Raw genomic sequence first — 24,378 nt, 5'->3', positions numbered from 1 at the left:
ACGGACACCCCGACACGCCATCGCACCGACACGCCATCGCGTCAGCACACCAACACACGGAGACCACTGTGAGCGACATCCGCGACAGCATCCACGCCTACATCCTGGCGAACATCATCAAGGACACCGACCCGAGCGCGCTGCCCGACGACCTCGAACTCGTGGAGAGCGGCGTCCTGGACTCCATAGGCATCATGAAGCTGGTCACGTTCCTGGAGACCACCTTCGACATCGAGGTCGGCGTCAGCCACCCGCGCGAGTACTTCAAGACCGTCAACCACATCGTCGAGTACGTCGAGGTGCGCGTCGGGGGCGCCGGTAATGAAGGCTGATCCGACCGTAGCGCCGGACTCCCTCGACCAGTACCTCGACCGCACCGCCGAGCGCCTCCCGGACGGCGAAGCCGTCGTCGGCAGCGACGGACGCGGCATCACCTTCCGGGAGCTCCACCGCCTGTCCGCCAAGGTCGCGGCGTACCTGTCACGCCACGGCGTGGGGCCGGGCGACCGCGTGGGCCTGCTGCTGCCCAAGTCCCCCGAGACGGTCGCCGTCATGCTCGGCACGCTGCGCGCCGGCGCCGCCTACGTCCCCATCGACGCGAACGGCCCCGCCGAACGCGCGGCCAAGATCCTCTCCGACTGCGCGGTCCGTGTCGCCTTCACCACACCGGACGCCCTTCTGCGCCTCGACCGGACGGCCGCCCAACCGCACCTGACGCCGGTCCTGCTGGCCCCCGGCGCACAGGAACCGTCCGACACACCCCACGCGGTGTGGGCCGATGTCCTCGCGGCGGACGAGAAGGACGCCCCGCGGGTCGAGCCCGATCCCGACCGACTGGCCTACCTGCTCTACACATCCGGCTCCACCGGAACCCCCAAGGGCGTGGCCATCACCCACCGCAACGCCGTCAGCTTCGTCGAATGGGCCTCGGCCGCCTTCGCCGTCACCGAAGCCGACCGGCTGTCCGGCCACGCGCCGTTCCACTTCGACCTGTCCGTCTTCGACGTCTACGCCGCGCTGCGCAACGGTGCCGGCGTCCACCTCATCGACACCGACCTCGCGGCCAGCCCGCGCCACCTCGCGAGATTCGTCTCGTCGCGCAGGATCACCATCTGGTACTCGGCCCCGGCCATCCTCGGCGCGATCGGTGCGATGGAACCCGCCCCGCCGGGCCCCGCGGACCTCCGGCTCGTCCTCTTCGCGGGCGAGCCCTTCCCCCCGGCGAAACTGCGCCGCATCAAGCAGACCTGGCCGGGCCCCGACTACTTCAACCTCTACGGGCCCACCGAGACCAACGTCTGCACCTACCACCCCATCCCCGACGAGGTCCCCGACGACCGCCACGACCAGTACCCCATCGGTGCGCCGTGCTCCCACTGCGACGCGCTGCTCGTCGACGAGGACCACAACCCCGTCGACGGGGAGGAGGGGTTCCTCGCGATCGCCGGCCCCTCGGTCTTCCCGGGGTACTGGCGCGACGGACGGCCGGTGCAGGCGGCGTCGCACTTCACCACCGCCGACGGGCGCCTCTGGTACGACACCGGCGACGTCGTCCGGCGGGAGGGGGGCGTCTTCGTCTTCCGGGGTCGGCGCGACCGGATGGTCAAGCGCCACGGCTACCGGATCGAGCTGGACGAGATCGAGAAGGCCCTGGCGGCCCACCCGGACCTGAGCGACGCGGCCGTGGTCAGCACCGAGAGCGACGGCCAGTGCGTCATCACCGCGTTCATCGTCGCTCCCACCGGGGCGCCGTCGGCACCGGACCTGAAGCGCTACTGCCAGGGGCACCTGCCCCGGTACATGCTCCCCGACCGGTTCCAGGCCCTGGAGGAGCTGCCCCGCACGTCCACGGGAAAGACCGACTACCGTCATCTGGAGGGCCTGTGCCAAGCGGAACCGACGATCGACAGCGGGAACTCTTCGAACGTGCTGCGGACTTCGCCCGCCAGAATCTGAACGACGACATCCCCGGCCGCAACCAGGACGGGGTCTTCGACCGGGCCGCCTGGAAGCTGTGCGCCGAATTCGGTCTGCTGAAGATGGCGATCCCGGACGAGGGCGAGTCGATGCCCCGGCTCAGCGACCTGATCGCGGTCATGGAGGGACTCGGCTACGGGAGCGACGACCAGGGCCTGCTGTTCTCGCTCAACGCCCACCTCTGGACCACCATGGTCCCGCTGGTGCTGTACGGCACCCAGGAGCAGCGGGAACGCTACCTGCCCGGGCTGGCCGACGGAACGCTGATCGGGGCCAACGCCTCGACCGAGCCGGAGGCGGGCTCGGACGTCTACGCGATGAAGACGACCGCGCGACCCGCCGACGGCGGCGGTTACTTCCTCGACGGCACCAAGACGTACATCACCAGTGCCCCGGTGGCCGACGTCCTCGTCATCTACGCCACCCTCGACGAAGAGGCCGGACCGCTCGGGATCACCGCCTTCCTCGTGGACGCCGACACCCCGGGCCTGGAACGCAGCCCCGCCTTCGACAAGATGGGGCTGCGCACCGCGGCGATGGGCCGTGTGGACCTGAAGCAGTGCTGGGTGCCCGACAGCGCCGTGCTGGGGCGGCCCGGTCGCGGAAGCTGGGTCTTCGAGAGCGCCATGGAGTACGAGCGCGGCTCCATCCTGGCGGCATGCCTGGGCGTGATGCGCCGCCAGGTGGAGAAGGCCGTCCGACACGCCCGCCGGCGGCAGCAGTTCGGCGAGCCGATCGGGAAGTTCCAGGCCGTCTCCCACCGCATCGCCGAGATGAAGGTCCGGCTCGACGCCGCACGCGCACTCGTCCAGCGGATCGGCGTGCTCAAGGACGAGGGCAAGGACGCCACCCTGGAGGCGGCCGTCGCCAAGCTGTACGTCTCCGAGGCGTACGTCCAGTCCTCGCTCGACGCCGTGCGTCTCCAGGGGGCGAAGGGCTACCTGTCCGCCAACCCCGAGTCATGGCAGCTCAGGGACGCCGTCGGGTCGTTGCTCTACTCGGGGACGTCCGACATCCAGCACAACATCATCGCTCGCGAACTGGGCCTCTGAGGCCCGTCCGACGACCGGGCCGTGACGGCGCGGTGGGCCGGGTGGAATCGACGAGGACGGTCGACTCCATCCGGCCCACCGCGTCACGAACCACCGCCCTCTCGTTCACCGTCGCCGTCCGCGCCATCCGCGAGCAGGCCGGGGGCCGCACTCGCGGTGCGTGCGCCCCATCCCCCACTACCTGAGGCCTACCCGTCCAGGGGGAGACGCCGCGCCGGGAGGAGGCTGCCGACGGTACCTGCGGCGGAGGACCGGCCTCGGGACCGGCTGACAGGCTGTCACGCAGTGGGGCGGACGCCGACCGGGCGCCGCCCGTTCGACACAGGGCGGGGCAGATGACGGGCAACAGCGGCACACGATCGAACCAATCGGACCGGGCAGACCGGGCAAGCCATTCGGACCGGGCGGCTCGCGGCACGGCGGGAACGCGCCGCCCCCTCCGGCTGGCCGTGGCGGCGCTCGTGGGGGCGGGCCTCCTGGCCACCGCCACAGCGACGACGGCCACGGCACAGGCGGCGACGACGGCGACGGCGACGGCGACGCAGGACGGCCCGGCCGCCGCGGCCTCCCGCCCGGACCGCGGCGCCCTGGACGCCGCCGTGGCCGCGCTGGTGCGGCAGGGCGGCGCCGCCGCCGCGCTGGGCGCCGTCCGCGAGGGCTCCCGCCCGGCCTGGAAGGGCGCGGCCGGCACCTCCGACGTCGTCACCGGCGCACCGGTCGACGCGAACGGCCGCTTCCGCATCGGCAGCGTCACCAAGGCCTTCGTGTCCACGGTGGTCCTCCAGCTCGTGGCCGAGCACCGGCTGGGCCTGGACGACCCGATCGAGCGCTTCCTGCCCGGCGAGGTGCCCAACGGCGCCGCCATCACGGTGCGCCAGTTGCTCGACCACACCAGCGGCCTGCCCAACCACACCGGGGACCAGGCGTTCGACTTCACGGGTCCGGCCTGGGCGGAGCGCGGCCGGTGGAAGGACTACCGGGCCCAGGACCTGGTCGACATCGCCAACCGGCTCCCCTCCCCCGCCGCGCCCGGCACCGCCTGGAACTACTCCAACACCAACTACGTCCTGGCCGGAATGATCATCGAGAAGGTGACCGGGCGCACCTGGGACAAGGAGGTCGAACGCAGGATCGTCCGCCCGCTCGGACTGACCGGAACCTCCATGCCCGTCAGCTCCCCGTTCATCCCGGGCCCGCACGCCCACGGCTACCTCCAACTGCCGACCGGACCGGTCGACGTCACCCTGGAGAACCCCTCCTGGGCCGGCCCCGCCGGCGCCGGCATCTCGACCACCGCCGACCTCAACCGGTTCGTCGCCGCCCTGCTGGACGGCACGCTGCTGCGCCCGGCCGAACTCACCGAGATGCAGCGGACCACCGGCATGGGCGACGGCAAGGACTACGGCCTCGGCCTCCAGCGCTACGACACGCCCTGCGGGCTGTTCTGGGGTCTGACCGGCGGCATCCCCGGCTACAACACCGGCATGTACGGCTCCGCGGACGGGACGCGCCAGTTCTCCATGTCGGTGAACCTCTACGACCTCTCCGACCTTCCGGCCACCACGAAGGCCTGGCAGGACCTCGTCCAGGCCGGCACCTGCGCCGGCCGCGGCTGAGCGACCGGACGGACGCCGGCGCCGAAGCCGACGCCGAAGCCGACGGTGCGCGGCGGGCGCCCGGTCCCTCAGCCGGCCAGGGCCCGGGCGTCGCCCATCACGACCACGGGCCGCAGCGCGGGGTCGAGCGTGCGGAGCAGGTCGCGCATGTGGTCGGGGGACAGTCCGATGCAGCCGTGGGTGGGGCCGCCGTGGTCGATGTGCAGCCAGATGCCTCCGCCGTACGCCCCGCCGCGCGGGCGGCGCCGGTCGAGCGGGGAGGTGCCGGGTACGCGGTTGTAGTCGATGGCCACGACGTAGTCGAAGGCCCCGGCGAGCGGTTCGCCCGCGAAGCCGCTGCCGGAGACGGTGAAGGCGTCGGAACGGTCGTAGCGGAGCCGGGTGCCCGGGTCGGGCAGGCGTCCGCCGGCGTCGCCGAGGGCGAACACGCCGATCGGCGAGCGCAGGTCGCCCTCGCGGTGGTCCGGGCTCCAGCCGTCCCGGGCGTTGCGGGTGGGCCAGGTCGGGCCGGCGAGCCAGCCCGTGCCGTCGTCGCGGTAGAGGACGGCACGGCCGGTCGAGGCGTCGGGGCCGTCACCGGTGACGACCAGCGCCTGCCTGGTCCCGGCGGGTACGGCTGCCAGCAGGCGGGGCCCGACCCCGGGGAGTCGGCTCGGCAGCTCGGGCGGTGCGGGCCGGGCGGCCGGGGCCACGGGAGGTGCCGACGGTACGGGCACGGGGGCGTCGGGGACGGACGCGGCCGGCGAAGCGGGCGCTGCGGAGGGGTTGGGCGCGCAGCTCACGAGGAGCAGCGCCAGCCCGGCGAGGGCGCGACGGGGTAGGGACATGGCGGTTCAGCCTTCGGGAAAGGAGCTCGAGGAAGGGGCTCGGGGAAAACGGGCTCGGGAAGAAGACCGTCAGGGGACAGGGGCCGGGTCAGCCGCGGGGGGCCTTCGCCGGCGGGCTGCCGTTCCCGGTCGTCCGGATCGAGTCGAGCACGTCCCGTACCTGCTGCACCGTGCGGTCGGACGGCTGGCGCAGGCACGCGGTCACCTCGATCAGCGCTGGTACGCCGTCCCGGCTGATGACGCGGCGCCCGATGATCGTGCGGGTGCCGCCCTGTGTCCTGCAGAACGGCTCGGGCGGCTCGTCGGTGAGGGTGGCCGGGCCGCCGGGGGCCTGCTGGATCCGGCTCTGGTCGTCGACGAGTTGGAGGCCGAGGAAGGCGCCGTCGGCGGCGAGCGGTCCGATGGGGATGCAGACGCCGATCTCCGGCGGGCAGGACTGCCGCGAGTCGAGGGGCTCGGTGGCGAGGAATCCGATGCCGTCCCGGGGGTCGCCGGTGATGCCGTCGCGGGAGTGCCAGCCGTCGGGCACCTCGACGACCAGGTCCGGGAGGGCCGGGAAGCGGGTGCCCGTCCCCGGGGGTACGACGTCGCCGGGCGGCCTCCCCGTCGGTGCGGGCGGGACCGAGGACACGGCGGAGGGCGTACCCGCCGGCGCTGCGGTCGCCCCTCGTTCCGGGGCCGGTGCGACGGCGGGTGCGGCCAGGAGTGCCGCGGCGACCAGTCCGCCGGTCAGTGCGGAACCGATCGTGGCGGCCCGCCGCCGGGACCGGGTGCGGGCGGCACGGGCGCGGATCCGTTCCATGCGGTCCTCGGGGGCGGCCAGGTCCGGTACGGCCCGCTGGAGCAGGTGCCGCAGCTCGTGTTCCTCCTCGCCGCCGACCCGCCCGTGGGCGTCCGGATCCGGCAGGTCACGTCCGGTCACGGGGTCCTCCGTCCAGCAGCAGTTCCCGGGCCGGCAGCCGGCCGCGCAGTGCGGCCAGCGCGTGGTGCGTCTGGCTCTTGACCGTGCCGGTGGAGCAGCGCAGCACCTCGGCGGTCTCCTCCACGCCGAGGTCCTCGAAGAAGCGCAGCACGACCACGGCCCGCTGACGCGGCGGCAGCGCCCGGACGGCCTGGGCGACGACCTGCCCGAGCACCACGTCCTCGTACGGGTCCGCGCCCGTCGACGGCCGGTCCGGCAGTTCGCCGTGCGGCAGTTCCCCGGTCCAGCGGCGGCGCCACCAGGAGACGTGGCAGTTGACCAGGACCTTGCGCAGGTACGCCTCGGGCCGGTCGAGGCAGATCCGCTCCCACTTGGGCCAGACCTTGGCGAGCGCGGTCTGCAGCAGGTCCTCGGCCTGGTGCCGGTCGCCGGTCAGCAGCCAGGCCACGCGCAGCATTTTCGGGCCGCAGGCGGAGACGAACTCCTCGAAGCCCGGTGTCGCGTCCCTCATCGTGCTGTCCCCGCCATGGTGTCCGTGCCGTTCCCGTCAGTCGTGGCGGCCTGGTCGGCCGCGTCCGTCGTGTCATTCTCACGGCTGCTGAACGCGATGGGTGACGCGACCGGTTGCCTGCCGGGCGGAGGAATTTTCCGCGGGTCGACGGACCTGCCGGCCGCTACGGGTACCACGCCGACGGGCTGTACATTCCGTCTCCTGGGCCTTCGGCACCCCGCATGGGGCTACGTCGACCGACCGCCCCTCCTGCCCCTGCTGCTCCGCACCGGCATCACCCTGTTCGGCGACACCCTGTTCGCGGTGCGCCTGGCGGGCGCGGTGTGCTTCGCCGCGGTGGTCGTCCTGGGCGCGCTGATGTGCGCTGGACTCGGCGGCCGCCGCCGCGCGCAGCTGTTCCGGCTGTTGCCTTCGGATCAGTGGCCGGCCAGGTGTCGTGCGAAGAACCTGCGGACCGTGTGGCGGACCTCGGGGACCGATGCGGTCGGGTCGACGGTGCCGATCAGTTCCTTCCGCTCCGCCGCCGTCATCAGCCCGGCCGCCTGGAGCTGGGGGAGCATCGCGGCGTAGTCGGTGAAGGTCCAGTGGTCGGCGTCGGCGACGCGCGCGCTGTGGACCCACCGATCCGAGTGCGCGGCGACGGCCGACCAGGAGCGGTCCAGTTCCTCTCGCCGGTCGAACCCCTCGCTGCCGAGCAGGAGCAGCGGCCGGTCGACCCCGTGTTTCGCGACCGGGAACGGTTCGGCGGCGGCGCCCGGTGCGGAGGGCGGGTAGTCCAGGTGGCCCTCCAGGTTGATCCCGGCACGCACCCGCCGGTCCTCGTACATCACCTCGGTCACGGCGCTGCCGCCCGCGGAGTGCCCGTACACGCCGAGGCGGCGCAGGTCGAGCGTCGCGGCGAGGCCGCGCGGCAGCGGCAGGTCGGCCGCCCTCCCGAGCCGGTCGAGGACCCAGTGGAGGTCGGCGATCCGCGCGTCGATCATCGTGCGGGCCACGGCCGGCTGGTCCCGCGGGTCGCCGCGGAAGACCGTCGTCCGCACGGTGTCCGTCCGGTACGGCCGGGCGTCCGGGAACTCGACCGCCGCGGCGTCGCCGGGGTGGTCGACCGTGAGGACGACGGCGCCGTGACTGGCCAGGTCCTCGGCCAGGGACGTCGCCAGGCCCCGCGGATCGCCGCCGCCCGGGCTGTGCACCAGCACCGGCCATCGGCCCGGCAGCGGCGACGCGCCCTCGAACGCGTGGGACCGGGTGGCGCCCCAGTTCACGCCCGCGGCGGGCAGGTGGAGCGGCGTGTGCGGGGTGATCAGTCCGAACCAGGTCGCGGTCTGCGGCGGCATCTGCGGAGCGGGGGCGAGGCCGGTGACGTCGCGGGCCGGGTAGAAGACCGTCAGCATGAGTTCCCGCACGGGGATCGCCGGGTCCCACGGGTCGCGCCGGGAGTCGTCGACGAGGTACAGCGGCTGACACCCCACCCGGTGACGGCCGGTGGGCGCGGGCAGGGTGGGCACGAGGTCACCCGGGGCCGGGAACGCGGCGGCGCGGGCACGGGGGTCGGCACCGGCACGGGGCTCGGTGCCCGTACGGGGGGCGGCGCCGGCACGGGGCTCGGCGTGGGCGCGGCCACCGGCGCCGAGCAACAAGGCGGCGGTGCCCAGCAGCGCCGAGCCGGTGACGGTGCGTCGGCTGATCGAGGAGGTGTGAGTCATGCCGTGCATGCTGGCCCGCGCCGCTCGGCGCCGGCGATCGTTTAGGTTGAGGGCTCAAGGATGGCGCCCGGAACACCGTCGGGGCCCACACCCAGGGGGAGCCGTGCTCCGGATCCACTTCACGCCGGACGACTTCGCCCGGGTCGGCCTCGCGCCTCGGCCGGCGCCGCTCCAGGAGCTCAACGTGGCACTGGCGATGATGTGCCGCCGGGACGGCGAGCTCCTCCACGGCTCATGGCGGCGCAGGGCGTTGCGCGCTCTGCCGAAGGCGACCCTCCCGCTCGCGGACCTCGTTCCGGCCGGGCGGGCGCCGATTTTTCTGGACGTGCTGGCGGACTCCCTCCCGGAGGCCCTGGAGCAGGTCCGCTCGGCCCCGGCCGAGTTGGTCGGGGCCGAACTGGAACGGGTCTACGCCCCCGCGCGCACGCCCGCCCCGGCGTGGATCCACGACCTGCACCGGGGTGCCCCCGAGGCATGGCGCTTGGTCCTTCGTGCGCAGCGTGCGGCGTTCGAGGTGCTGCTCGGCCCGGTCTGGGCGCAGGTGCAGGACCTGCACCACGGCGAGTTCGTGCGTCGGGCCGTGCAGCTCGCCGAAACCGGCGTCGGCTCGGTGCTGGCCGGGCTGCTGCCGGGTGCCCGGCTGCACGGAGGCGTCTGGGAGCTCCCGGGCAGGCCGCGGGAGGTCCACCTCGGCGGGCGCGGGCTGATTCTCCTGCCCAGCTTCCACTGGACCGGCGGGCCGCTGCTGTCCGACGTCCCCGACCGTCCGGTTGCCGTCACGTACCCGGCGGGTGCCGGCTTCCTGCCGCAGCCCGATGGCTCCGCCGGTCCGGAGGCGCTGGTCAGGGTGATCGGCAGCACTCGCGTCGAGCTGCTGCACCTGGTGGCCGAGGAACGCACCACGACCGAGCTCGCCCGGCGGCTCGGCGTCAGCGCCGCCACGGTCTCGGCCCACACCGCGGCGCTTCGAGGCGCCGGCCTGATCTCCTCTTCGCGTGCCGGCAAGGCGGTCCTGCACCGGCGCACCACGCTCGGCAGTCTGTTGCTTCGGCGGGATGCCCGGTGCTAGGGCCCGGTCTCGCTCAACTTCTACCGTACGGCGGCCCGGAAGCCCGCCGCCCGGTAGGCGCCGCACCCTCCGCCGAACGCCGGGTGCGCAGGTGCGCACCCGGGGCGAGGAGAACGACGCCGACGTACCGGGATGGTCGGCGGGGCTGCCGGACGCGTCGCGAGGGCGGCCGCCGAGGGGTTCGGCGGCCGCCCTCGGATCAGGGTCGGGACGGGGTGTCAGTGCCGGTGCTGCCGGCGGCGGGAGGCGAGGACGAGGGCCGCACCGCCGAGGAGGACGGCGGCGCCGATGCCGCCGATCAGCGCGACCTGGGTGCCCGTCGCGGCGAGGCCGCCGCTACCGCCCGGCTGCTCCGGCTTGCCGGTGGGCGCGGGGGCGGCGCTGTTGCCGTCGGTCGGGTTCGACGAGGGCGAGGACGTCGGCGCACCGGAGGGCGACGTGGTCGGAGAGGCCGTCGGGGAGGGCGAGGAGGTGGTCACCGTCACGGTGGCCGTGCACTCCCCCGCTGTCGAGCCGGGCGGGCAGTTGCCGCCGGGCCGGTCGGCGACCACGGTGTTGCGCAGGGTGTGGTCCCCGGTGGCCGGGTCGGTCACCTTCGCGGTGTACGTGATCCGGGCGGTGCCGCCGACGGGCAGGTCGCCGGTCCAGGTGAGCACGGGCTGGGTGTAGGACACCTTGCCGAGGGTGGCCTTGGCGTCGCCGTTGTACGTGGCGTCGTCGAGGACGGCGCTCAGGTCGTCGGTGACGTTCAGTGCGGTGATCGGCGTGTTCCCGGTGTTGGTGACGTCCACCTGGTAGGTCACGGTGTCACCGGGCAGGGCCTGGGCCCTGTCGGCGGTCTTGGCGACCCGGTAGCCGGCGTGCTCGGCGACGGTGTTGCGCACGGTGTTGCTGGTGCGCTGCTGCTCGCGGCCGGTCTGGGTGCCGCGGTAGGCGAGCGAGGAGGTGTTGTCGAGCTTGGTGCCCGGTGCGAGGCCGGCGTCGACCTTGGCACGGAAGGAGACGGTGGTCTCGGCGCCCGGCGCGAGGTCGGTGGCGGTGCAGGTGACGTTGCGTCCGGCGGCGGTGCAGCCGGGGCCGGAGCCGTCGACGTAGCTGGTGCCGGCGGGCAGTACGTCGGTCAGGGTGACGCCGGTGGCGGTGTCGAGGTCGGCGGTGCTGCCGTCCTTGTGCCGGTTGGCGACGGTGAAGGTGTAGGTGATCTCGGCGCCGGGGTCGACGGTGCCGGGCGGGTTGTTCGTGGTGGAGCCGGCGGGCTTGTTGGCCTTGGTGATCTGCAGATCCGGTTCGAGGGCGTCGACGGCGAGCCAGGCCGCCTGCGGGTGCAGTGCGTCGCCCGCGCCGTTGATCTGGAGCACGGCCTGGGTGCTGCCGGCGGGGATCTTGCCGGTGACGTCGATCATCCGGGCGTCGTAGCCGTAGTTGTTGACCGGCGCGGGGTCGCGGGTCGTGATGTTGGTGCCCGTCCCGTTCGCCGCGACGTGGTCGATCCGGCCGGTGAAGGCGTTGTCGGTGGCGACGCCGGCGGGGCCGGGCATCGACAGCAGCGTCAGGTTGTCGGTCGAGGAACCGACCAGCAGCTGGTCGCCCTGGATCGGCGCGTCGCCGTCGCCGACGGTGACCCCCATGGTGGCCCGCGGGGCCGTGGCGGGCGTGTGGATGCCGGAGAGGGTGAGCGTCGCCAGGTTGTCGGGGTGGCGCAGCAGTTGGAAGCCGTCCCAGACCTGGAGGTAGCGCAGCGGCTCCGCCTGGTTCTCGTAGGCCACCACCAGCGACCAGCCGCCCCAGCAGCCCACGTTGTTGCCGCCGTGGTTCTGCGCGGAGGAACGTCCGGCGCACGCCTGGATGTTCGCGACGGTGTAGTTGCCGGGGCCTGCGGCCTTCACCTGGGCGGTGACGTCCTTCACGCCCGCCCCGGCGAGCAGCGGCTCCGGCGGGGTGCCGCCGACCTGCTGGTCGAACCAGTCGTAGGTGTCGGCGGTGAGCTGCTCGTAGGAGGAGCCGCCCGGGACCTTCCAGGACACCGTGTTGCCGGTGTTGATGTCCCCTGAGGTGCCGCCCGCGTTGCTGGTGTTGGTCGGGTTGAACTGCCAGTACAGACGGGCCGACAGCACCTGGGCCCCGGCCGGGATCGCCAGCTGCGCGGAGGAGGCGTTGTTGCCGGGCGCGTTCGGGTCGGTCTTCACGTACTTGGTGCGGTTGTTGTTGGTGCCCTCGGTGTCGTTGCAGACCGAGCCGTCGCTGTCGTCGCAGGTCAGCACCGAGTTGGACGCCATGGTGAGGTTGCCGTGCGCCAGCAGGTCCACCGTCGGGGCCGGGCCGATCGGCCGCTGGGCGCCGCTCTGGCCGGCCTTCGCCGAGGGTGCCGCGGCGGCCTGCACGGCGAGCGGCACGGACGCCGCGAGCACGAGCGTCGTGGTGGCGAGGGCCCCGAGGACGGCACGACCGGGCATGCGCCGGGCCCGGGCTCCGGGTATCGGCCGCACCGCGTTCGTGACGGATGGTATGCGGTCGCTCAAGGTCGGGCTCCTGGAAGTGCTCGAGGGTACGGGAGGGTGAGGGGTTGCCCTCCGGGCGGGTTCAGGATGATTAGTCCGAATTCATCCGCCGGGGAATAATATGTCACACACTGACCGGTTCGGGTCAACCCGGCCGCCCGCGAGTCGGCGTGCCGCCGGGACAGCCGCCTCCGGCGGTCGACTGACGGTCCGTACGGCGGGGTGCTCCACGACTGGTCAGGCGGCGCGATCTCGCGCGCTTCGCCGCACCCGTGACGGCCGCACCCTTGACAGCCGGAGCCGTCAGCGGGCCGACCGAGGCGATCGGGGCGGCGTCACGGCAGCAACAGCCGGGTGCCCGGGGGGAGTTCGCCGGCGCGGGCGGCGTCGCGCAGGTGGGCGAGGAGGGTGTCGCGGAGGGCCTCGGCGGCGCGGGTGAGGGGGACCTCGTGGCCGTGGGCGACGGCGATGGTGCGGCCGAGGCCGGGCGCGGCGAAGGCGGTGACCGCGAGGCCGGAGCGGGCGGCCACCATGCCCGGGACGACGGCGGGACCGATCCCGGCCCGGACGAAGCCCAGCACCGCGTCCATCTCGCCGCCCTCCACCGCGAACTCCGGCTCGAACCCGGCCGCGCGGCAGGCCGCCAGGGTCGCCTCGCGGACGTCGTAGCCCTCCCGGAACATCACCAGCGGCCGGTCCTTCAGCTCCGTCACCCGGATCTTGCGCCGGGCCCGCCGCTCGGCGGCGACCAGCACCAGCTCCTCGTGCAGCAGCTCGGTGACCGCCAGCGCGGGCTCCGGTTCCCCGCTCGGCCGGGTGATGGTCAGCGCGAGGTCCAGTTCCCCCGCCGCCAGCCAGCCGACCAGGTCGCGCGAGCCGCCCTCGCGGACCACCAGCGTCACCCCCGGGTAGCGGTCCCGGAAGACCCGGAGCACGTCGGGCACCAGGCTGGTGCACAGGCTCGGCGGCGCTCCGAGGCGGACCCGGCCGCGGCGCAGCTGGACGGTCTCCTGGACGGCCAGCCGGGCGCTCTCGGTGTCCGCGAGGATGCGCCGGGCCAGTGGCAGCAGGGCGTCCCCGGCGTCGGTCAGTGCGATGTTGCCCCGGGTGCGGTGGAACAGTTCAGCGCCCAACTCCCGTTCCAGCGACCGGATCTGCTGCGAGAGCGACGGCTGGGCGACGTGTGCCGCCTCGGCGGCCCGGGTGAAGTGCCGGGTCTCGGCGACGGCCAGGAAGTAGCGGAGTTGCTGGAGCTGCACAGGGCCAGGATAGGCCGCGTCGATAGTCGGTGCCTATCGTGGCGAGCCGCATCATGTCTTGGACGTACCCACGGCACCGTCCCTACCGTTGCAGCCATGACAACCGCGACTCGGACGGCCCGGCATCCGTCCACCCTGGCGACCCTGTGGCGGTCGACCGTCGGCAAGAAGGCGGTCATGGCCGTCACCGGGCTGGCCATGCTGCTGTACCTGGTCGCGCACATGCTGGGGAACCTCAAGGTGTTCTTCGGCCCGGACGACATCAACGGCTACGCGGCCTGGCTGCGCACCATCGGGCAGCCCTTCCTGGGCCACGCGTGGTTCCTGTGGATCGCCCGGGCCGGCCTGCTGGCCGCCGTGGTGCTGCACGGCGTCTCCGCCTACCAGCTCAGCCGCCGCGACCTCGCGGCCCGCCCGAGCAGGTACGTGCACCGGCGCCGCCGCGCGAGCTACGCGACGAGGACCATGCGCTGGGGCGGGGTGATCCTGGCGCTGTTCGTCGTCTGGCACATCCTGGACCTCACCACGCTGACCGTGAACCCGGCCGCCGAGCCCGACCACCCGTACCAGAACATCGTGGCCTCCTTCGGCCGCTGGTACGTCGACGTGTTCTACGTCGTCGCGATGCTGGCCGTCGGCCTGCACATCCGGCACGGGTTCTGGAGCGCCGCGCAGACCCTCGGAGCCAACAACGCCCGCCGCGACCGGGCGCTCAAGCTGATCGCGAACGGCCTGGCCCTGGTGCTGACGGCCGGTTTCCTGTCCGTCCCCGTGGCCGTGATGACCGGAGTGGTGAAGTGAGCAGCCCGTACGTCGACTACACCCTCGGCGAGCCGGTCGCCGACGCCAAGGCCCCTTCCGGGCCGATCGGACAGCGCTGGGACCAGCGGCGGTTCGACGCCAAGCTGGTCAACCCGGCCAACCGGCGCAAGCACACCGTGATCGTGGTCGGCACCGGCCTGGCCGGCGGCGCGGCCGGCGCCACCCTGGCCGAACAGGGCTACCACGTCGTCCAGTTCTGCTTCCAGGACTCCCCCAGGCGGGCCCACTCGATCGCCGCCCAGGGCGGCATCAACGCGGCCAAGAACTACCGCAACGACGGCGACTCGATCCGCCGGCTGTTCTACGACACCGTCAAGGGCGGCGACTTCCGCGCCCGCGAGTCCAACGTGCACCGGCTGGCCCAGGTCTCGGTGGAGATCATCGACCAGTGCGTGGCCCAGGGCGTGCCCTTCGCCCGCGAGTACGGCGGCCTGCTGGACACCCGCTCCTTCGGTGGCGTCCAGGTCTCCCGGACCTTCTACGCCCGCGGCCAGACCGGCCAGCAGCTGCTGCTCGGCGCCTACCAGGCGCTCTCCCGGCAGATCGCGGCCGGGAACGTGGAGCTGCACCCGCGCACCGAGATGCTCGACCTGCTGGTGGTCGACGGCCGGGCCCGCGGCATCGTCGCCCGCGACCTCGTCACCGGTGAGATCCGCAGCCACACCGCGGACGCCGTGGTGCTGGCCAGCGGCGGCTACGGCAACGTCTTCTACCTCTCCACCAACGCCAAGAACTCCAACGCCACCGCGATCTGGCGGGCGCACCGGCGCGGCGCGTACTTCGCCAACCCGTGCTTCACCCAGATCCACCCGACCTGCATCCCGCGCTCCGGCGACCACCAGTCCAAGCTCACCCTGATGAGCGAGTCGCTGCGCAACGACGGCCGGATCTGGGTGCCCAGGGCGAAGGGCGACGACCGGCCGCCCGGGCAGATCCCGGAGGAGGAGCGGGACTACTACCTGGAGCGGATCTACCCCTCCTTCGGCAACCTGGTGCCGCGCGACATCGCCTCCCGGGCCGCCAAGAACGTCTGCGACGAGGGCCGCGGCGTGGGCCCCGGCGGCCAGGGCGTCTACCTGGACTTCGCCGACGCGATCCGCCGGTTGGGCCGGGCCGCCGTCGAGGCCAGGTACGGCAACCTCTTCGAGATGTACGAGCGGATCACCGCCGAGGACCCGTACCGGGTGCCGATGCGGATCTACCCGGCGATCCACTACACGATGGGCGGGCTCTGGGTCGACTACGACCTGCAGACCACCGTCCCGGGCCTGTTCGCCATCGGGGAGGCCAACTTCTCCGACCACGGCGCCAACCGGCTCGGCGCCAGCGCCCTGATGCAGGGCCTGGCCGACGGCTACTTCGTGCTGCCGCCGACCATCAACGACTACCTGGCCCGCCACCCGCTGCCGGCGGTGCCCGCCGACCACCCGGTGCTCGCCGAGACCGAGGCCGAGGTCGAGGACCGGCTCAACCTGATCCTCGCGGTGGACGGCGACCGCACCCCGGACTCCTTCCACCGCGAACTCGGCGAACTCCTGTGGGACGAGTGCGGTATGGCCCGCGACGAGGCCGGACTGCGCCGGGCCCTGGAGCGGATCCCGCACCTGCGCGAGGAGTTCTGGCGCCGGATCAAGGTGCCCGGCACCGGGCAGGAGCTCAACCAGTCGCTGGAGAAGGCCAACCGGCTGGTCGACTACTTCGAACTGGCCGAGCTGATGTGCCTGGACGCGCTGCACCGCGCCGAGTCCTGCGGCGGCCACTTCCGCACCGAGAGCCAGACGCCCGACGGCGAGGCCGCCCGCCGCGACGAGGACTTCTCCTACGCCGCCGCCTGGGAGTTCACCGGCACCGGCGCGGCCCCCGTCCTCCACCGCGAGGAACTCGACTTCGAGTACGTCCACCCCACCCAGCGGAGCTACGCATGAACCTCACCCTGCGCATCTGGCGCCAGGCGGGCCCGGACGCACCCGGCTCGATGACCACCTACCAGGTCGGCGGGATCAGCCCGGACATGTCCTTCCTGGAGATGCTGGACACCCTCAACGAGGAGCTGATCACCCGCGGCGACCAGCCGGTCGCCTTCGACCACGACTGCCGCGAGGGCATCTGCGGCGCCTGTGGCATGGTCATCAACGGTCAGGCGCACGGCCCCGAGCGCACCACCACCTGCCAGCTGCACATGCGGCACTTCCGGGACGGCGACACCATCGACGTCGAACCCTGGCGGGCGGCGGCGTTCCCGGTGGTCAAGGACCTGGTGGTGGACCGCTCGGCCTTCGACCGGATCATCGGCTCCGGCGGCTACATCACCGCCCCCACCGGCAGCGCCCCCGAGGCGCACGCCACGCCCGTCCCCAAGGAGGTCGCCGACACCGCCTTCGAGCACGCCGAGTGCATCGGCTGCGGCGCCTGCGTGGCGGCCTGCCCGAACGGCTCGGCGATGCTCTTCACCTCCGCCAAGGTGGTGCACCTCAACGTGCTGCCGCAGGGCGCGCCGGAACGGGCCGCCCGGGTGCGGAACATGGTCTCGGCCATGGACGCCGAGGGCTTCGGCGGCTGCACCAACACCGGTGAGTGCGCCACCGCCTGCCCCAAGGGCATCCCGCTGCCCAGCATCGCGGCGATGAACCGGGAGTTCCTGCGGGCCGCCCGCGGCTGACGACTCCCCCACGACGGTCGGCCCCTCGCTCCGGTGCTCGGGCGGGGGGCCGACAACCGTTGCGGGGCGTGCGGCCGCGGTTCGTGCTCCCCGTACGGGTGGTGGATCCCGGCGGGCGGTGCTGCCCGACGGAGAATCGCGCTACGGTGGTGCTCCGCAGCGGAAGGACGGCATATGCCCGAGGTTCAGTCCTGTGCCGGATGCGGCGGGTCCGGGGGGACCCAGAAGACCGAGGCAACGGTCGAACTGGACGAGGAAGGAAGCATGGTGCCCAGCGTCCACACCTTCTGGTCGCCCTGCGGTCGGTGCCACGGATCCGGGACGGTGATCGTCGGATGAGGTTCGTCTTCGAGTGCGTCGAGTGCGGTGGGCACTACCTGCCGCCCGAGGAGATGGTGTACCCGGACGGGCCCGCCTCGCCGGTCTGGTGCACCGCCTGCCAGAGCGCCAAGCGCGCGGCCGGCGTCCCGGAGGACCCGCTGCTCGCCCGCGTCGCCCTGGCCGCCGCCCGGGCCGCACTGGCCGGGCGCGCCGCGGAGGCCGCCGAGGCGGCCGCCGCCACCCAGACGCGGGGCAACGTCCGCCCGTCCCGGCCACCGCTGTCCCGCCGGGCCAGGTCGGGTCCGGGCGGGGTCCGAGGCAAGCTGAGCTGACCCACCGTCACCCCACAGGGTGGTTTGCTCCGAGAACTGACGTGAACCCAAGCATGTTGTGGAGCAAATGACTTGTGTCAGGGCTGGTGCGCTGGTTCATTGGTCGTCGCGCGTTCCGCAGCCTCGGGGGAGCACCCATGCAGCCGACCGATCCCACCCATCCCACCGACTCCGGCCGGACCGGCCGTGTCCCGTACGTTCCGCCACCACCCGGCGGGCCGCCGACACCGCCCCCGGTCGCTCCGGCACCGCCCGGTGCCCCGCCGCCGGCCTTCACCGACGCCTCCGCCGGCGGCTCGGCCACCATCCGGGTCGCGGTCACCAACCGGATCCTCTGGGTCGGGCAGGCGGCGTACCCGCTGGCCAACGTCGCCCGGGTCGGCACCACCCTGATCGTGCCCGGCCGACGCCGCGCGCTCCTACGACTGCTCGCCTTCACCCTGGCCGTCATCGTGGTCGCCTTCGCGTTCTCACAGGCCACCCGCAGCTCGTCGAGCCTGTACGACGGCGGCTCGTCCTCGGGCTCCGGGGCCGGCCCGGTCATCGGCGCGGTGATGACCGTGGCGGTCTACTTCCTGATCTTCACGTGGCCGGTGCTGCGCCGACCCGACCTGCACGTACTGACCGTGGACACGGCGGGCCCGCCGACCGCGGTGCTGGCCTGGCACATCCCGCAGCCCGCGTTCGAGCTGCAGGCCGCCATCACCCGCGCGATCGAGAACCCGCAGGCCGAGTTCCAGCAGATCGTCCAGAGCATCAGCGTCGACCTGCGGCAGTACCAGTTCGGCGACAGCGTCAACATCTACGGCGGCCAGGGGAACACGGGGGTCAGCAAGTGAACGACGACCGGGACGAGCGTCCGAACGTCCAGTACGGCGACCGGGTCACCATCCACGGCGGCAGCGGGAACATCGGCATCCAGCACAACACCGGCCCGGGCGCCGACCAGGCCCTGCCGCCGGAGGTCGTCGTACTGTTCGCCCGGCTCGCCGCGGTGGTCACCGAGCTGGCCCGGGACGGCCGGCTCCGGGAGGCGGACCGGCAGAGCCTCGAAGAGGCCCTGCCGGTGCTGACCAGCCCCGCCGCCGAGGAGCCGAGGAGCCGGCGCAACACCCTGCTCGTGCTGGCCGGTGTGGCCCAGAGCCTCGGCGAGGCCGCCGCGCCCGCGCTGGGGCTGGCGAACCAGCTCCTCGCCCTGCTCAGCGGCTGAGCGATCGGCCGCCGGACAGGGCCCGACAAGGCTGGGCGGGGCGGGGCGGGGCGGCAAACTACGCCGCTCCGCTCGTCTCGGCGAGGAAGCGTTCCACCAGGTCGGCGACGGCGTCGGGGGCGTCCTCGGGGCTGTAGTGGCCGACGCCGGGCAGTTCGACGATCCGGCCGTGGGGGAAGGCCTCGGCGAACAGGGGCAGGAAGTGGTGGGCGGCGAGCGTGCGGTCGGCCGTACCCCACAGGGCGAGGGCGGGCAGGGCGGCGAGCACCGCGCGGGCCTCGGCGCCCGGGGTCTCGAAGGCGTGGGCCCCGGTCGCGAAGCCCTCCGCCCAGCCGATCGCGCCTGCGGCCTCCGCACGGGAGGGGAAGGCCGCACCGTAGGCGGCCAGCCAGGTGTCGGTGATCAGGGCGTTGTTCTGGAAGCCGTTGAGCTTCAGGGTGCTGAGGATGGTGTAGCCGAGCTCGCCGAGAACGGCACCCAGACTGCCGTCGGCGTGCGCCCGGGCGATCCAGCCGAACCACGGGGACTCGGCCGCGTTGGCGGCGAGCGCCGCGCCGAGACCGGGCTGACCGAACGGCGTGGGCCCGTTGACGCTCACCACCCGGGCGATCAGCTCCGGGCGGCGGGCGGCCAGGCCCATGCCGACCGGCCCGCCGAAGTCGTGCAGGACCAGGGTGAGTTCGCGCAGGCCGAGGTCCAGGACCAGCGCCTCCAGGTTGTCCACGTGGTCCTGCAGTCGATAGGTCCGCTCCGCCGGGGTGGCGCTCTTGCCGAAGCCCATGTGGTCGGGGACGACCACCCGGTGGGTCGGGGCCAGGCGGCGGACCAGGTCGCGGAAGAGGTAGCCCCAGGTGGGTTCACCGTGCAGGCAGAGCACCACCGGTCCGGCACCCTCGTCCAGGTAGTGCATGGGGAAGCCGGGGGCCGTGCTGAAGTGCGGTCGGTACGGGAAGGTGCCGTCGAAGGTCTCGTGGGCGGCGATCATGGCGTGGGCTCGCTCCAAAGTGGTAGCAAATTAAAACCGCAAGGCCGAGGTTAGGTCCTTGCGGTTTTATTACGCAACCACGCTGGTCGGGGCAGTTCCACGGAAGCCCTCAGAACAGTGCCTCCTGGGTGTCCGGCTCCGGCGGGCGCAGTCGCTCGTGCAGGGTCAGACCGTCGGAGCCACGGCCGGTGACCGGGCTGAGCGTCCAGCCGGTGAGCAACCGGGTGTCCATCAGCAGGGGGCCCGAGCCGTCCGCCTGGTCCAGGAAGAGGTGCCGGCCCACCGGCGGCCGGAGCCGGCCCGCGAGGACCGCGCCGTCGGCCAGCCCGGCGATCTCCCGGTACGCCTGCGGGGCGCCGTCGGCCAGTCCGTAGCGCTCGACGTGGTCGACCACCGGGCGGTCGGCGAGCAGCCCCACGGCATGGCCGTCCAGCAGCCGGTGCGCCTGGACGCGGGCCTCGGCGAGCACCGTTCGGCGGTAGGGGGCGTCGCCGTGCGACCACCACTGCTCGGTCTTGAGCCGGGACTTGTACCGCTCGCGGGCCAGACCCGAGGCGGCGACGGTGAGTTCGGCGCGCCGGACCGCCGGCAGGGCGCCGCGGGCGGTGAACGCGTAGGCCAGCGCGCCCTGTTCGAGCAGCCGGCTGTCGCCGCGCTGCTCGGCGGTCAGGCCGACCTTGAGCAGGCCCTCGCCGAACCAGGCGAGGTAGAGCAGATAGGTGCGGCCGTCGTCGAGGATCTGGTCCCGGGCGAGGGCGAGGCCGCGGTCCACGCTCTGGCACGCCGGGCACTGCGTCGCACCGCCCGCCGGGTCGATCACCGCGTGGTGCGGGCAGGCCGTGCGCTCCGTCGCCCCGACCAGCCAGGCCCCGACGCAGCGGCGCGGGCCGCCCAGCAGCCAGCCGACCTCCGCCCCCGGCTCCACGGCGCGCTCGTGCACCTGGGCACCGCGCACGGCCCCGAGCACGGCGCGGCCGTCCCGCCAGCTCAGGCCGGTGGAGATCCAGCCGGCGGGGCGCGCCTGCGGCCGGGGGTGCTGCGGCTGCTGCTGCTGCGAGGGGATCGTCACGGTTCTCCTTACCGTCGGTAGCAGACGACCCTACCCGGCACCACCGACAGCACGGGCCGCTCCCCGGAAGGCGTTCGCCCAGGCCCGGGGCCGGATACCGGACGTCCGGTGGAGTCACGCTCAACGGGCCATCGAGTCGACGTGACCGCGTCAAGTCGGGCCGTTAGCGTCCTCATCAGTGCCTCCCTCACGAACGCTCCGCTCCGGAAGGGAACAACCATGCGCATCCTCCAGCGTGCCGCCGCCGCCACCGGCTCTCTCGCCCTCGCCGCCTCGGGCCTGGTCCTGGCCGCCGCGCCGGCTTCGGCCACCACGACCGCCCTGAGCTGCAACGCGCCGTCCTACTTCACCGGCAGCGGCGGCCACGCCGGCGCCTCGATCCGCTGCGTCGGCTCGGCCTTCACCGGCCGGATCGTCTGCTACAAGCCGGGCTACGGCAACTACACCCACTACGGCACCCGCGCCGAGTCCGGCGGCACCTCGACCACCTGGTGCGACCTCGGCGCGACCATCCAGAAAGCCGACGCGGTCGCCTCCTGACCCTGCGACAGACCCGCACGACAGACCCGCGGGCCCGTCCGGCGAAACCCCGCCGGACGGGCCCGCGTCGGCTTTGCGCCGCCCCGGCCGCCAGGCCCTCCGAGGCCGTCGCCCCGCCGGAAGGGTCCGCAGGTCACCGGCACTTGGCCCGGCGGGGTGTTCACGCTCTATTGTGGCGGGCGCGGTCGGCGGCGGAGCCGGGAGGCGCTGCCGCGGGGGCCCGAGGGTCGGCGCGAGGCGAATGAGGTGGACGGACGGTGTCGGGGCGGCGGAGCAGCGGGGTGCTGGCGATCTGGGCGGAGGCGCAGCGGCAGCAGCAGCGCCGGGAGGAGGTCCGGTGGCGCGCCGAGGAGGCGGAGCTGCGCCGCCGGGAGCGGGAGCAGCGCGAGGCGCAGCGGGCGGCGGCCCGTGACGAGCGTGAGGCGCAGCGGGCCCACCAACAGTCGCGGGAGGCGGAGGTGGCCCGGCGGACGGCCGAACTGGACGCCCGGGTTGAGGAGTTGAGGGGGCTGCTGGCCGCCGGCCTGGCCGCGCCGGCCTTCGGTCCGCAGGCCCTGCTGGCGCCGCGGGCGGTGCCGCCGTTCGATCCCGGTCCGTTGGGCGAGCCGGTGCCGATGCCGGACCAGTCCTCGTCCCGGTACTTCGTGCCGCCGCCGGACCCGGTCCAGGCCCGCAATCCGGGTGTGCGGCGGCAGTACGAGCAGTACCTGGCGCAGGCCCGGGCCCGCTTCGAGCAGGACTGGTACGCCGCGCAGGCCCAGGAGGCCGACCGGCAGCAGCGGCTGGCCTCCTACCACGGGGAGTACCTGGCCTGGGTCGAGCAGTCCCGTCGGCAGCAGGAGGAACTGGCCGCGCGGACCGAGGAGTTGCTGCGCCGGCTGCGGGCGGGTGAGCCGGAGGCGGTGCAGGAGTACTTCACGGCGGGCCTGTACGCCTCGGCGGCCTGGCCGGAGGGGTTCCCGCACCGGCTGGTGGCGGCGTTCGACGCCGGGAGCCGCCAGCTGGTGGTGGACTGGGAGCTGCCGGGGCCGGACGTGGTGCCGGCCGCCGCCCGGGTGCGGTACGTGAAGGTGGACGACCGCGAGGCCGAGGTGGCCCGCCCGGCGACGGAGCGCAAGGCGCTCTACCGGGAGGTGCTGGCGCAGTCGGCGCTGCGGGTGGCGGCGGAGCTGTTCCGCGCGGACCGGGACGGGCTGCTGGACTCGGTGGTGCTGAACGGTTTCGTCCTCGGCATCGACCCGGCGACCGGCCGGGAGGCCGAGCGCTTCGTCTCCACCCTGACCGCGACGCGGGCCGGCTTCGCGGGTCTGGCGCTGGACCGGGTGGCGCCGGTGGAGTGCTTCCAGGGCCTGGGCGGTCGGCTGTCGGCGCGCCCGGAGCGGCTGGACGAGGTGCGCCCGGACCGGCGGCCGCAGAGCGTCGGCGGGAGCCTGGCCGGGCACGGCGGCGAGGACGAGCCGGACCTGTTCGAGATGGACCCGCTGGACTTCGAGGACCTGATCGCCGAGCTGTTCCGGCTGCGCGGCTTCGAGGTGATGACCACGGCCCGCAGCGGTGACGTCGGGGTGGACGTGGTGGCCGTGGACCTGGACCCGGTGACCGGCGGCAAGATCGTGATCCAGGCGAAGCGCTACAAGAAGACCGTCCCGCCGACGGCGGTGCGCGATCTGGAGTCCACCGTCCGCCACCACGGTGCGAACAAGGGCATCCTGGTCACCACCGCGGGCTTCGGCCGCGGCTCGTACAGCTACATCGAGGGCAAGCCGCTGACCCTGGTGAGCGGTCCGGAGCTGGTCGTCCTGCTCGCCGAGCAGGGCCTGCGCGGCCGGCTCGGCGACGGCACCGCCACCGGCACCGCCGCGGGCACCGCCACCGACGCCGGAGCCACCACCGCGAACGGCGGCCCCGGGACGCCGGGCGAGACCGCCCTCACGGTGAGCTGGCAGAGCCGGACGGCCGGCGGGGACGCGGTGGAGCTGGACGTCACCGCCTTCCTGTGCGCCGGCGGCCGGGTGCTGAGCGACGAGCACTTCGTGTTCTTCAACAGCCCGCAGGACCCGGACGGCGCCGTCCGGCTGCATCCGACCCATTCGGTGCCGGGCGAGCCGACCCGGGCGGCCCGGCTGGCGCTGGAGCTGCACCGGCTGCCGGCCGCCGTCGACGAGGTGGTGGTCGCCGTGTCCACCGAGGAGGAGGAGCACCCGGCGCTGCCGCTCGGCTACGTGCACGGGCTGGCGCTGGCCGCCGCGTACGGGCCGGGCGCGGGCGGTCCGCAGGCCTGGGCCGGGCCGACCGGCGGGGTGCCGGACAGCGCGATGCTCCTCGGGGCGTTCCGCCGGGTCGCGGGCGGTTGGGAGTTCGGCCCGTCCGGGCGGGCGGTGACGAACGGCCTGGCCGGGCTGGCGGCGGCCTTCGGGGTGGCGGTCGAATAGCCGCGCCGAGCCCGCCCCCTCAGGGACCGGGTCATACCTGAGGAGGAGATCGCCCCCGCCACCCCGCCGGGTGGTCGGGGGCCGACCCTCCGCGCGGCATACGCATCGCGTTCGAACAGCTTGGGATGATGGAACGGAGTCGGACATTCCGTTAACCCGTTCCAGGAGTCCCCGTGACCTTCCCCGCAACCGCCGTCCACACCGGCCTGGCGGCCGCCCGAGCCACCAGCCTGAACAAGGTCTACGGGGAGGGGGAGACCCGCGTCGTCGCCCTCGACAACGTCAGCGTGGTCTTCCCCCAGGGCGAGTTCACCGCCATCATGGGCCCCTCCGGCTCCGGCAAGTCCACCCTCATGCACTGCATGGCCGGCCTCGACACCGTCACCTCCGGCTCCTCCACCATCGGCGACACCGAACTCGTCGGGCTCAAGGACAAGCAGCTCACCCAGCTGCGCCGGGACCACATCGGGTTCATCTTCCAGGCCTTCAACCTGCTCCCCACGCTGACCGCCCTGGAGAACATCACCCTCCCGATGGACATCGCCGGCCGCAAGGTCGACAAGGCCTGGCT

The 24,378-nt window shown here is 73.5% G+C and carries 22 protein-coding genes; 14 read left to right on the top strand and 8 right to left on the bottom strand.

Features of this window, described 5'->3' with window-relative positions; all coding sequences use genetic code 11:
* Window positions 1-68: 68 nt before the first annotated feature.
* The 4 genes from ABZ449_RS12745 to ABZ449_RS12730 all read left to right on the top strand — a co-directional run bounded on the left by ABZ449_RS12745 (window position 69) and on the right by ABZ449_RS12730 (window position 4,645).
* On the top strand, window positions 69-332 hold the full coding sequence (locus tag ABZ449_RS12745; protein ID WP_360344665.1) for an acyl carrier protein: 264 nt from the start codon (window positions 69-71) through the stop codon (window positions 330-332).
* A complete protein-coding gene (locus ABZ449_RS12740) occupies window positions 322-1,956 on the top strand; it encodes an amino acid adenylation domain-containing protein (protein ID WP_360344662.1) in 1,635 nt (544 codons plus the stop codon). Before ABZ449_RS12745 ends, ABZ449_RS12740 begins: the two co-directional genes overlap by 11 nt.
* Window positions 1,884-3,029 carry an acyl-CoA dehydrogenase family protein gene (locus ABZ449_RS12735; RefSeq protein ID WP_360344659.1) on the top strand — a complete coding sequence of 382 codons (1,146 nt, stop codon included), beginning with the start codon at window positions 1,884-1,886 and terminating at the stop codon, window positions 3,027-3,029. The genes ABZ449_RS12740 and ABZ449_RS12735 overlap by 73 nt, the downstream gene beginning before the upstream one ends.
* Before the next feature lie 449 nt (window positions 3,030-3,478).
* Entirely contained in the window at window positions 3,479-4,645 is a 1,167-nt protein-coding gene (locus ABZ449_RS12730) for a serine hydrolase domain-containing protein (RefSeq protein WP_360344656.1), read from the top strand.
* A 68-nt stretch (window positions 4,646-4,713) separates the two neighbouring features.
* Here the strand turns inward: ABZ449_RS12730 and ABZ449_RS12725 are convergent, their stop codons facing one another.
* The 4 genes from ABZ449_RS12725 to ABZ449_RS12710 all read right to left on the bottom strand — a co-directional run bounded on the left by ABZ449_RS12725 (window position 4,714) and on the right by ABZ449_RS12710 (window position 8,611).
* Window positions 4,714-5,472, bottom strand: a complete 759-nt coding sequence (locus ABZ449_RS12725) for a L,D-transpeptidase family protein (RefSeq protein ID WP_360344653.1) — start codon at window positions 5,470-5,472, stop codon at window positions 4,714-4,716.
* Between the two features lie 88 nt (window positions 5,473-5,560).
* Window positions 5,561-6,394 (bottom strand): hypothetical protein, encoded by an 834-nt coding sequence (locus tag ABZ449_RS12720; RefSeq protein ID WP_360344650.1) that lies wholly within the window; start codon window positions 6,392-6,394, stop codon window positions 5,561-5,563.
* Window positions 6,381-6,905, bottom strand: a complete 525-nt coding sequence (locus ABZ449_RS12715; RefSeq protein WP_360344647.1) for a SigE family RNA polymerase sigma factor — start codon at window positions 6,903-6,905, stop codon at window positions 6,381-6,383. The genes ABZ449_RS12720 and ABZ449_RS12715 overlap by 14 nt, the downstream gene beginning before the upstream one ends.
* A 416-nt stretch (window positions 6,906-7,321) precedes the next feature.
* A complete protein-coding gene (locus ABZ449_RS12710; RefSeq protein ID WP_360344644.1) occupies window positions 7,322-8,611 on the bottom strand; it encodes an alpha/beta hydrolase in 1,290 nt (429 codons plus the stop codon).
* Window positions 8,612-8,714: 103 nt separating this feature from the next.
* On the opposite strand from ABZ449_RS12710, the gene ABZ449_RS12705 reads away from it, so the two are divergent.
* Window positions 8,715-9,680 (top strand): helix-turn-helix domain-containing protein, encoded by a 966-nt coding sequence (locus ABZ449_RS12705; RefSeq protein ID WP_360344641.1) that lies wholly within the window; start codon window positions 8,715-8,717, stop codon window positions 9,678-9,680.
* A 218-nt stretch (window positions 9,681-9,898) separates the two neighbouring features.
* Here ABZ449_RS12705 and ABZ449_RS12700 read toward each other — a convergent pair whose 3' ends face one another.
* On the bottom strand, window positions 9,899-12,133 hold the full coding sequence (locus ABZ449_RS12700) for a hypothetical protein (protein WP_360344638.1): 2,235 nt from the start codon (window positions 12,131-12,133) through the stop codon (window positions 9,899-9,901).
* 380 nt (window positions 12,134-12,513) lie between these two features.
* Entirely contained in the window at window positions 12,514-13,437 is a 924-nt protein-coding gene (locus ABZ449_RS12695) for a LysR substrate-binding domain-containing protein (RefSeq protein ID WP_360344635.1), read from the bottom strand.
* Between the two features lie 96 nt (window positions 13,438-13,533).
* On the opposite strand from ABZ449_RS12695, the gene ABZ449_RS12690 reads away from it, so the two are divergent.
* The 6 genes from ABZ449_RS12690 (at window position 13,534) to ABZ449_RS12665 (ending at window position 18,781) form a co-directional block, all read left to right on the top strand.
* Window positions 13,534-14,238 carry a succinate dehydrogenase cytochrome b subunit gene (locus tag ABZ449_RS12690; RefSeq protein WP_360344633.1) on the top strand — a complete coding sequence of 235 codons (705 nt, stop codon included), beginning with the start codon at window positions 13,534-13,536 and terminating at the stop codon, window positions 14,236-14,238.
* Window positions 14,235-16,184, top strand: coding sequence for a fumarate reductase/succinate dehydrogenase flavoprotein subunit (locus tag ABZ449_RS12685; RefSeq protein ID WP_360344629.1), 1,950 nt, complete (start codon window positions 14,235-14,237; stop codon window positions 16,182-16,184). The genes ABZ449_RS12690 and ABZ449_RS12685 overlap by 4 nt, the downstream gene beginning before the upstream one ends.
* Complete coding sequence (locus ABZ449_RS12680) at window positions 16,181-16,918, top strand: succinate dehydrogenase/fumarate reductase iron-sulfur subunit (protein ID WP_360344626.1); 738 nt, start codon at window positions 16,181-16,183, stop codon at window positions 16,916-16,918. The genes ABZ449_RS12685 and ABZ449_RS12680 overlap by 4 nt, the downstream gene beginning before the upstream one ends.
* Before the next feature lie 335 nt (window positions 16,919-17,253).
* Entirely contained in the window at window positions 17,254-17,571 is a 318-nt protein-coding gene (locus tag ABZ449_RS12675; RefSeq protein ID WP_360344623.1) for a hypothetical protein, read from the top strand.
* A 137-nt stretch (window positions 17,572-17,708) separates the two neighbouring features.
* Complete coding sequence (locus tag ABZ449_RS12670) at window positions 17,709-18,410, top strand: DUF6232 family protein (protein WP_360344620.1); 702 nt, start codon at window positions 17,709-17,711, stop codon at window positions 18,408-18,410.
* A complete protein-coding gene (locus ABZ449_RS12665) occupies window positions 18,407-18,781 on the top strand; it encodes a hypothetical protein (protein ID WP_360344617.1) in 375 nt (124 codons plus the stop codon). The genes ABZ449_RS12670 and ABZ449_RS12665 overlap by 4 nt, the downstream gene beginning before the upstream one ends.
* A 58-nt stretch (window positions 18,782-18,839) precedes the next feature.
* On the opposite strand, the gene ABZ449_RS12660 is transcribed toward ABZ449_RS12665, so the two are convergent.
* Together ABZ449_RS12660 and ABZ449_RS12655 are read right to left on the bottom strand one after the other, a co-directional pair.
* The gene (locus tag ABZ449_RS12660) at window positions 18,840-19,784 is read right to left on the bottom strand and encodes an alpha/beta fold hydrolase (protein ID WP_360344614.1); all 945 of its coding nucleotides are present in this window, start codon (window positions 19,782-19,784) and stop codon (window positions 18,840-18,842) included.
* A 91-nt stretch (window positions 19,785-19,875) separates the two neighbouring features.
* Complete coding sequence (locus tag ABZ449_RS12655; RefSeq protein WP_360344611.1) at window positions 19,876-20,835, bottom strand: DUF2797 domain-containing protein; 960 nt, start codon at window positions 20,833-20,835, stop codon at window positions 19,876-19,878.
* 219 nt (window positions 20,836-21,054) lie between these two features.
* Between ABZ449_RS12655 and ABZ449_RS12650 the strand changes: the two genes are divergently transcribed.
* The 3 genes from ABZ449_RS12650 to ABZ449_RS12640 form a co-directional block, all read left to right on the top strand.
* Window positions 21,055-21,375: a hypothetical protein gene (locus ABZ449_RS12650; protein ID WP_360344608.1), complete on the top strand. Its 321-nt coding sequence runs from the start codon at window positions 21,055-21,057 to the stop codon at window positions 21,373-21,375.
* 257 nt (window positions 21,376-21,632) lie between these two features.
* The gene (locus ABZ449_RS12645; protein WP_360344605.1) at window positions 21,633-23,807 is read left to right on the top strand and encodes a restriction endonuclease; all 2,175 of its coding nucleotides are present in this window, start codon (window positions 21,633-21,635) and stop codon (window positions 23,805-23,807) included.
* A 173-nt stretch (window positions 23,808-23,980) separates the two neighbouring features.
* The coding region (locus tag ABZ449_RS12640; RefSeq protein WP_360344602.1) for an ATP-binding cassette domain-containing protein at window positions 23,981-24,378 on the top strand (398 nt) is incomplete at its 3' end.

Origin of the sequence: Kitasatospora sp. NPDC005856 (assembly GCF_040629945.1) — a bacterium.
In the GTDB taxonomy this organism is placed as follows: Bacteria; Actinomycetota; Actinomycetes; order Streptomycetales; family Streptomycetaceae; genus Kitasatospora.
Note: the sequence above shows the minus strand (reverse complement) of the source record. Positions and strands in the feature narration are given on the sequence as shown.

What these genes read in the sequence shown, in the direction of transcription:
- ABZ449_RS12650 (WP_360344608.1), top strand. Translation starts at nt 21,055, where the DNA reads ATGCGCATCCTCCAGCGTGCCGCCGCCGCCACCGGCTCTCTCGCCCTC.
- ABZ449_RS12715 (WP_360344647.1), bottom strand. Translation starts at nt 6,905, where the DNA reads ATGAGGGACGCGACACCGGGCTTCGAGGAGTTCGTCTCCGCCTGCGGC.
- ABZ449_RS12725 (WP_360344653.1), bottom strand. Translation starts at nt 5,472, where the DNA reads ATGTCCCTACCCCGTCGCGCCCTCGCCGGGCTGGCGCTGCTCCTCGTG.
- ABZ449_RS12700 (WP_360344638.1), bottom strand. Translation starts at nt 12,133, where the DNA reads ATGCCCGGTCGTGCCGTCCTCGGGGCCCTCGCCACCACGACGCTCGTG.
- ABZ449_RS12675 (WP_360344623.1), top strand. Translation starts at nt 17,254, where the DNA reads ATGAGGTTCGTCTTCGAGTGCGTCGAGTGCGGTGGGCACTACCTGCCG.
- ABZ449_RS12740 (WP_360344662.1), top strand. Translation starts at nt 322, where the DNA reads ATGAAGGCTGATCCGACCGTAGCGCCGGACTCCCTCGACCAGTACCTC.
- ABZ449_RS12670 (WP_360344620.1), top strand. Translation starts at nt 17,709, where the DNA reads ATGCAGCCGACCGATCCCACCCATCCCACCGACTCCGGCCGGACCGGC.
- ABZ449_RS12710 (WP_360344644.1), bottom strand. Translation starts at nt 8,611, where the DNA reads ATGACTCACACCTCCTCGATCAGCCGACGCACCGTCACCGGCTCGGCG.
- ABZ449_RS12690 (WP_360344633.1), top strand. Translation starts at nt 13,534, where the DNA reads ATGACAACCGCGACTCGGACGGCCCGGCATCCGTCCACCCTGGCGACC.
- ABZ449_RS12680 (WP_360344626.1), top strand. Translation starts at nt 16,181, where the DNA reads ATGAACCTCACCCTGCGCATCTGGCGCCAGGCGGGCCCGGACGCACCC.